Below are 8,647 nucleotides of genomic sequence, written 5' to 3'. Positions count from 1 at the left end.
CCCTAACAGGAGTTTCATATTAAATTTACGGCCTTCTCTTCCCTCACTAAAAGAGTAATCTGCTTTTAAGACGGCATAGTCATTTGCCGAAATGTATAATTTACCGGTAAATTTCGCTTTGGACTTTTTGGGTACAAAAGACAATACATATATGGGATACCCCTGGAAGAAGGAGGCGCCGTCTAGTGAAAATCGATACGAATTGGGGGTTAAAATTTTATCCAAAAAAGAAAGTTCATAGAACTGAGAAGCTTTAAAGGCATTCAGAATTGAAGATCTAATTTCCTTGTTAGAAAATTCCTGTTTTTGGTCGTTCTTAAAGTTTTCTTCGTTTAGGGCAAGAGAGTCTTCAATTTTAAATAAGCCGGTCTTTAACTTATATGTTAAGGTAGTGTCTAAATATTGTAAAATAATTTGTTGGGCCTTCTCCTGGACATTTTCCATGGAGAAGTCTTTCTTACTGTCTACTAGCTTGGTGGCTTTATCTATAGCGATCTTACTGGAGTCCTTATCTTTTAAGAGGAGAAAACCACTTAGGTCCTCAAATTCTATTAAACTGCTGCTCATAATGACCTTGGCGAGGGAATCTAGTGATTTGCTGGCCTTAGTTACCTGTTTCTTTGGAATGGCGGTAGCCTTATCTATTTCTACATCAAATTTATTAAAGCGCATATAAGATGTTTCACGAAAGAAGATTTGGTATTTCTGTTCCGCACTGACATAATTAAGAGGAAAGGCAGCACGTACTTCTCTGATGATATCTTCTGCGGTGGGCATCCTGTTTCGCAATAAAACCTCTTCTAATTCAATGACCGATGGCTCCAGGTATATCGTCAGTTCTTTTGTCGACCTCGTAATTGGGATGCGTTCTTGCTGGTAACCCATGGAAGAAATAACAAGAGAATCCGTACTGTTTTCAGGAAGATTCAGCGTAAAGCTTCCTTCTTCGTTAGCAATGGTGCCATACTTGGTGGCATACTGTACAGTGGCATAGGGAATCCCTATCTGGGTTACCTTATCTACTATTCTCCCTTGGAGGCTCTGCGCATTTACATGATAAACAAGCAGCAGTGCAAAACAAATAATAAGATTCTTTCTTATGATCACTATATACTATTTTGATACTTGAGACGAGATACTTTGCTCTTTGTTACACTTTTTAATAAGTAATAGATGCATCAATCTCATAAAATTGCGCACAGATTGTTAGATTTTTTTTAAAGCCGATCAGCATCAAGGGTTTAAGTGGTTGTTGGAAATTATTTTGGAGAGAATTTCACGAAAGATCTTGGCACAGACCATGGCCGTAGTTTTATTAATATCCCGATCAGGATTGTACTCTACTATATCGGCACCAATGATGGGAACGGAGATACTCTGAATAATATGCAATAATTCTCTGGTCATTAATCCCCCTGGCTCCTGATGTGATACCCCGGGTGCACAACAGGGGTCTAGCGAATCAATATCTACTGAAAGGTAGATAGGATTGTTAAAAACAGGCAACTTATGGAGATTCAGGTCCTTCATTTCTATAATCTCCACTCCAAATCTCTGCGCTTGCTCCCTTTGATGAGAATTCAAGGTCCTTACCCCAATTTGGACAAGTCTACTAGCCAGTTGCTCTTCCATGATCCTGGCAAATGGGCAGGCATGAGAATATTTATCTCCATCAAAACTGTCATATAGATCTCCGTGGGCATCAATGTGCAGTATGTCCATCGGCCCATGTTCCCTGTAGAATGCCTTCACCACCGGATAGCTGATTGAATGATCCCCACCCAAGGTAATAAGCGCGATGTTCTTATTTAAGTTAGTAGATGTAATTTTCTCTATATCAAAATATTCCTCTATTTTAAAATCACCTTTGTCCTCAAAGGTCTCCGGACGTATTTCGAGCCCATTCTCTGCAAAATAATTAGCAGATGAGCTGTGATATGCCGCTCTAATCTCAGGAGGGGCCTTAGCGGGTCCACGTAAAAAAGATGAGTTCTCATCGTAAAGTAAGCCTTGTAAAATAATAGATGGATTCATATTGCAGTTCTATGCGTCATTATGACAATAAATATAGGAGTAAAAAGTATATTTGCACCCCGTAAACCAGAAACATACGAATGAAAGCAGGTATTGTAGGACTACCCAACGTAGGAAAATCGACCTTGTTCAATTGTTTATCCAACGCAAAGGCGCAGAGTGCCAATTTCCCCTTTTGCACCATAGAGCCCAATATTGGGGTAGTAAATGTACCCGATACCAGGCTCGAGAAATTAGAATCGCTCGTCAACCCGGAAAGGGTCTTGCCTGCAACCGTTGATATTGTGGATATAGCCGGACTCGTAAAGGGTGCAAGCAAAGGAGAGGGTCTTGGGAACCAGTTTCTCGGAAACATCAGGGAAACGGATGCGATCCTCCATGTTTTGCGCTGTTTTGATGACGATAATGTGGTACATGTGGATGGCTCAGTAGATCCTATTCGTGATAAGGAGACCATTGATATGGAATTGCAGTTAAAGGATCTGGAATCTGTTGAAAAAAAATTAGACAAAGTAAAACGGGCCGCAAAAACAGGCAATAAAGAAGCACAAAAGGAGGAAGCTGTACTAGCCAAAATAAAACAACACCTGGAAGCAGGTGTTTCGGTGAGGGCCATAGATATCGATGCGGCAGACAGAAAGGAATTTGTATCTCCCTTGCAACTCATCACAGACAAACCAGTGCTTTATGTCTGTAATGTAGATGAAGCATCTGCAGTGAAAGGCAATGCCTACGTGAAGAAGGTGAAAGAGACGGTTGCCAATGAAAAGGCAGAGGTCCTGGTGTTAGCCGTTGGGACCGAGGCAGATATTAATGAATTGGATACGTACGAAGAGCGCCAATTATTCCTGGAGGATCTTGGTCTGGATGAACCAGGCTCTTCTAAACTAATACGGGCCGCTTACCACCTGTTAAACCTGCATACCTATTTTACCGCAGGGGTCAAAGAAGTACGTGCATGGACCATTCCAGTGGGGTCCACAGCGCCTCAGGCAGCCGGAGTGATACATACAGACTTTGAAAAAGGTTTTATCCGGGCCGAGGTTATTTCTTATGACGATTATGTTACCTTTGGTAGTGAAGCCAAGGTAAAGGAAGCAGGTAAAATGCGGGTGGAAGGAAAAGAATACGTTGTGAAGGATGGCGACGTGATGCACTTTAGATTTAATGTATAGCCCTTTTGTAATTTATGTGTGGAATTGGTTCAAACCCAATAAATACAGCTATTAACAATATCGTCGGCGTATTGTTAATTACTTTCTTTTAGGTACATTTTGATTTCTGCCTTGAAATTTTATATTAGCAGGGATATACCCCAAATATATGTCACAAACCCAATATACTGAAGAGAATATCCGGTCTCTGGACTGGAAGGAGCACATTCGTATGCGCCCCGGAATGTACATTGGAAAACTCGGTGATGGTTCTTCCGCAGACGACGGGATCTATATCTTACTTAAGGAGGTTATCGATAACTGTATTGACGAATTTGTCATGGGAGCAGGTAAGACTATCGAGATATCTATAGCGGGCGACAAAGTGATTGTAAGAGATTTTGGACGGGGAATTCCGCTAGGCAAGGTAGTTGATGTAGTTTCAAAAATGAACACCGGTGGTAAGTACGATTCCCGTGCGTTTAAAAAATCGGTCGGATTAAATGGTGTTGGAACCAAGGCTGTGAATGCTTTGTCTTCCTTTTTCAGGGTAGAATCCACCAGAGACGGTCAATCAAAGACAGCAGATTTTGAAGGTGGGAACCTGATAAACGAAGAGCTTCTTGAGGAGACATCCAGAAGACGTGGCACCAAGGTGGTCTTTACACCAGATGAGGTGATTTTCAAAAAATATAAATACCGCAATGAGTATATAGAGCGCATGCTCAAGAACTATGTCTACCTGAATCCTGGTCTGACTATACTCTTTAACGGAGAGAAGTTCTTTTCTGAAAACGGTCTTAAAGATTTACTGGAAGACAACAATAGTTTAGATGATCTGCTGTATCCCATCATCCATCTAAAAGGGGAGGATATAGAGGTGGCCATTACCCATAGCAAGACTCAGTATAGCGAAGAATACCATTCCTTTGTGAATGGACAGCATACTACCCAGGGAGGCACACACCAATCGGCGTTCCGGGAAGCCTTGGTTAAAACAATACGCGATTTTTACGGGAAGAATTACGATCCTTCGGATGTGCGAAAGAGTATTATCTCTGCCATAGCCATCAAAGTGATGGAGCCTGTTTTTGAAAGTCAGACCAAGACTAAATTGGGTTCTACTGAAATGGGGGGGGACTTTCCAACGGTGCGCACCTATATCAATGACTTTGTTGGGAAACAACTAGATAATTATCTTCATAAGAATTCTGAAACTGCCGATAAGATCCAACGTAAGATCATGATGGCCGAAAAGGAGCGCAAGGAATTATCCGGGATACGTAAACTTGCACGTGAAAGGGCCAAGAAGGCGAGTCTGCATAATAAGAAATTACGAGATTGCCGGGTACACCTGGATAACATGAAAAGTGAACGACGATTAGAGAGCACTTTGTTCATTACAGAAGGGGATTCTGCCTCCGGGTCCATTACAAAGTCGAGAGACGTTAATACCCAGGCGGTATTCAGCTTGCGAGGTAAGCCGCTGAACTCTTATGGAATGTCGAAAAAAATCGTTTATGAGAACGAGGAATTCAACCTTCTGCAGGCGGCACTAAATATTGAGGAATCCATGGAGGATTTGAGGTATAACAATATCGTTATTGCCACAGATGCAGACGTAGATGGGATGCATATACGCTTGCTTCTTATCACTTTTTTCCTTCAGTTTTTTCCTGAATTGATAAAGGAAAACCACCTCTATATCTTGCAAACACCTTTATTTAGGGTTCGAAACAAAAAAGAGACCATCTACTGCTATAGTCAGGATGAAAAAAATGCAGCGATCGAAAAACTGAGTGGGAAACCAGAGATCACCCGTTTCAAAGGACTAGGAGAAATTTCTCCGGATGAGTTTCAGCATTTTATCGGAGACGATATTCGGTTAGAGCCTGTGATGTTAGATAAGGCCTTATCCATAGAAGAATTATTGGAATTCTATATGGGCAAGAATACACCTGACAGACAAAAGTTTATCATAGACAATCTTAAAGTAGAAGTTGATCTTATAGATCAGGAATAATTAAAAATCAAGTAAATACGAGTCTTTCTATATGGAGGAACATGAAGATGAGCACCTAGCGAAAGAGGAAGGTCAGGAAGGACAACAAGATGCACTTACCAGGGTTACTGGCATGTACAAAGATTGGTTCCTGGATTATGCTTCTTACGTAATTCTGGAAAGAGCGGTTCCGGCCATTGAAGATGGGTTTAAACCTGTACAACGCAGGATTATGCATTCGCTGAAGGAACTCGATGACGGCCGATATAATAAGGTTGCCAATGTTGTAGGGCATACTATGCAATATCATCCACACGGGGATGCCAGTATTGCGGATGCCATGGTACAGATAGGGCAGAAAGAACTTCTTATAGACACTCAGGGTAACTGGGGTAATATTCTTACCGGCGATGGAGCAGCGGCTAGCAGATATATTGAAGCCCGTCTGTCAAAATTTGCCCTGGAAGTAGTTTTTAGTCCTAAAATAACAGATTGGCAATCATCCTACGATGGACGAAAAAAAGAACCGGTAAACCTGCCGGTAAAATTCCCGCTTTTATTGGCACAGGGTGCCGAAGGGATTGCGGTAGGCCTTTCCACTAAAATACTTTCTCATAATTTTATTGAACTAATAGACGCTTCTATTAAGCATCTTAAGGGTCAAGGTTTTAAATTATATCCGGATTTCCCCACTTCAGGTATCATTGATATTACCAATTACAATGATGGTATGCGGGGCGGTAAGATACGAGTGAGAGCCCGGATCTCTCAATTAGACAAAAATACCCTGGTCATTAATGAGATCCCTTATGGGACCAACACCTCTTCCCTCATCGATTCTATTTTGAAAGCAAATGATAAGGGAAAGATCAAGATCAAGAAAATTGAAGACAATACAGCAGCCGAGGTGGAGATCCTTATACATTTACCCTCGGGAATCTCCCCGGATAAGACCATAGATGCTCTTTACGCTTTTACGGCTTGCGAATCTTCCATATCTCCGCTAGGCTGTATTATTGAAGACAACAAACCTTTGTTTATTGGGGTTCAGGAGATGTTGGAGCGTTCTACGGATTATACGGTAGAGCTTTTAAAAGAGGAATTAGAGATACAACTGTCTGAGCTCGAAGAGCAATGGCATTTTGCCTCTCTTGAAAGGATATTTATAGAAAACAGGATCTATCGTGAAATTGAAGAAGAAGAGACCTGGGAAGGGGTTATAAGTGCTATTGATAAGGGTCTGAAACCCCATATTCAGCATTTAAAACGAGAGGTTACGGAAGAAGATATCGTCCGACTCACCGAAATCCGGATTAAAAGGATCTCAAAATTTGATATAGACAAGGCACAGCAATTAATACAAAGCCTGGAAGACAGGATTGCAGAGACCAAGAATTACCTGGCAAATCTTGTGGACTACGCCATTGATTATTTCAAAGGGCTGAAAAGTAAATACGGAGCGGGGAGAGAGCGAAAATCCGAGATCCGGATCTTTGATGAGATCGAAGCTACAAAGGTGGTAATTCGCAATACCAAGCTTTATGTGAACAAAGAGGAAGGCTTTGTAGGGACCTCCTTAAAGCGCGATGAATACGTAACAGATTGCAGTGATATAGACGACATTATTGTCTTTACCAAAAGTGGTCAAATGATGGTCACAAAAGTAGATGCCAAAACCTTTGTAGATAAGAACATTATTCATGTGGCTGTCTTCAAGAAAAAAGACAAACGCACTACCTATAATATGATCTATAAAGATGGGCGTGGCGGGGCCAGTTATGTAAAGAGATTCAATGTAACAGGTATCACCAGGGATAAAATGTACGATTTGACAACCGGGAAGGCCCAATCAGAAATACTCTATTTTACGGCAAATCCCAATGGGGAGGCAGAAGTAGTTACGATTAATCTTCGGCAGGCAGGGAGTATCAAAAAAATTAAATGGGACCTCGATTTTTCTGATGTGATCATCAAAGGACGGGCCTCTAAAGGAAATATTGTCACAAAATACCCTGTTAAGAGAATAGAATTAAAAGAGAAGGGCTTGTCTACCTTAAAGCCCAGAAAGATTTGGTTCGATGATACCATTCAACGTTTAAATGTAGACGGAAGAGGGGAATTGTTAGGGGAATTTACCAGCGATGATCGTCTTCTTATTATTAATCAAAAAGGGGTTGTAAAAACTGCCATTCCAGATATTATAATGCGTTTTGATGACGATATGATCGTATTGGAAAAATGGATCCCCGCTAAGCCTATTACTGCCATCTATTGGGAGGGTGAGAAGGAGTTATTCTACATTAAGCGGTTCCTGATAGAAAACCCCGATAAAGACGAAACCATTATTACCACTCACCCGAAATCTTACCTGGAAAAAATATTTACAGATCATCGTCCTATGGCCGAGCTGGTTTTTGCGAAAAAACGCGGACAGGAACGAAAGGATAGTCTGCAGCTTGATTTGGAAGAATTCATCGGAATTAAGGGGATCACCGCTATGGGGAACCAATTGACTAAAGAAAAGGTCCTTGAGATCAATGCAATGCCACCCTTGCCTTACGAGGAGCCCGAGAAGCATGAGCCAAATGATATAGAGGTGGTGGATGAGGAAGATGTTATCCCAACGCCCAAAAAAGACGGTGCTGCAAAATCTCCTGATAAAACAGATGAGGAAGATGGTTCTGAAGGGCAGATAACCTTATTCTAGCAATAACGGCATAATTCAATAGATCTTTCCGGAAATCCCTGAGCAGCAGAGGAGTGCTATGGTAATTACATTAAGGAAACCTGTCCTGGAGTTATTTTTTAAGGGATCCTTCTTCCTCTTCCTCCATATCTTCTATGATCTCTTCCTTTTTGCGGTATTTCATGTTGAGAAATTCCACAAGTAGTGAAAATGAAATCGCAAAATATAGATATCCCTTTGGAATGGCCCCAATCTCTGAACCGAATAGTCGGGCATGACTCAGATGTGCGGCTTCTGCAATAAGCATAAAACCTATTAAGATTAGAAAGGACAGGGCAAGTAGCTGCATGGAAGGATGCTTATTGATAAAGACCCTGATGGCATTGGCAAAAATCATCATGATAATGATAGAGATTACCACTGCAATAATCATCAAGATCAGCGCATCATTGGGATGATCGCCAATTCCATTGGTCATTCCCACGGCGGTAAGAATAGAGTCGATCGAAAATATAAAATCAATGATCAGTATTTGAACAATGGCCTTTGAAAAACTTGTGATATTTTTTGCTTTTAGCGCCTCTTCGTCGTGCTCCGGCATTTCTACTTTTTCATGAATTTCAGAAGTGCTTTTGTACAGCAGGAATAATCCACCAAACAGCAATATCAGGGCTTGCCCACTGATGCCTACAGAAAACCAACTCAGTTCCAGGTAGTAGAAGGGGTTTTTAAGGCCTATGAGCAACGAAACTGCAAACAAGAGTATAATTC

6 protein-coding genes are annotated in these 8,647 nt (G+C 41.3%); 3 read left to right on the top strand and 3 right to left on the bottom strand.

The genetic code is table 11. The features are described from left to right. Both WBM49_RS13920 and speB read right to left on the bottom strand, forming a co-directional pair. Nucleotides 1-1,107 (bottom strand): carboxypeptidase-like regulatory domain-containing protein (locus tag WBM49_RS13920; RefSeq protein WP_424372650.1); only part of this gene is annotated, 1,107 nt, incomplete at its 3' end. A gap of 126 nt (nt 1,108-1,233) precedes the next feature. Continuing rightward, nucleotides 1,234-2,034, bottom strand: a complete 801-nt coding sequence (gene speB / locus WBM49_RS13915) for an agmatinase (RefSeq protein WP_424372649.1) — start codon at nt 2,032-2,034, stop codon at nt 1,234-1,236. 80 nt (nt 2,035-2,114) lie between these two features. On the opposite strand from speB, the gene ychF reads away from it, so the two are divergent. From ychF to WBM49_RS13900, 3 genes are all read left to right on the top strand, one after another. After that, complete coding sequence (gene ychF / locus WBM49_RS13910) at nt 2,115-3,209, top strand: redox-regulated ATPase YchF (RefSeq protein ID WP_424372648.1); 1,095 nt, start codon at nt 2,115-2,117, stop codon at nt 3,207-3,209. A 148-nt stretch (nt 3,210-3,357) separates the two neighbouring features. Further along, the gene (locus tag WBM49_RS13905) at nt 3,358-5,211 is read left to right on the top strand and encodes a DNA topoisomerase IV subunit B (RefSeq protein ID WP_424372647.1); all 1,854 of its coding nucleotides are present in this window, start codon (nt 3,358-3,360) and stop codon (nt 5,209-5,211) included. A 31-nt stretch (nt 5,212-5,242) separates the two neighbouring features. Beyond that, the gene (locus tag WBM49_RS13900) at nt 5,243-7,897 is read left to right on the top strand and encodes a DNA gyrase/topoisomerase IV subunit A (protein ID WP_424372646.1); all 2,655 of its coding nucleotides are present in this window, start codon (nt 5,243-5,245) and stop codon (nt 7,895-7,897) included. A 91-nt stretch (nt 7,898-7,988) separates the two neighbouring features. Here WBM49_RS13900 and WBM49_RS13895 read toward each other — a convergent pair. Next, the coding region (locus tag WBM49_RS13895; protein ID WP_424372645.1) for a TerC family protein at nt 7,989-8,647 on the bottom strand (659 nt) is incomplete at its 5' end.

The sequence above is a fragment of the Muriicola sp. genome, from assembly GCF_049669965.1.
Taxonomy (GTDB): domain Bacteria; phylum Bacteroidota; class Bacteroidia; order Flavobacteriales; family Flavobacteriaceae; genus Muriicola.
Note: the sequence above shows the minus strand (reverse complement) of the source record. Positions and strands in the feature narration are given on the sequence as shown.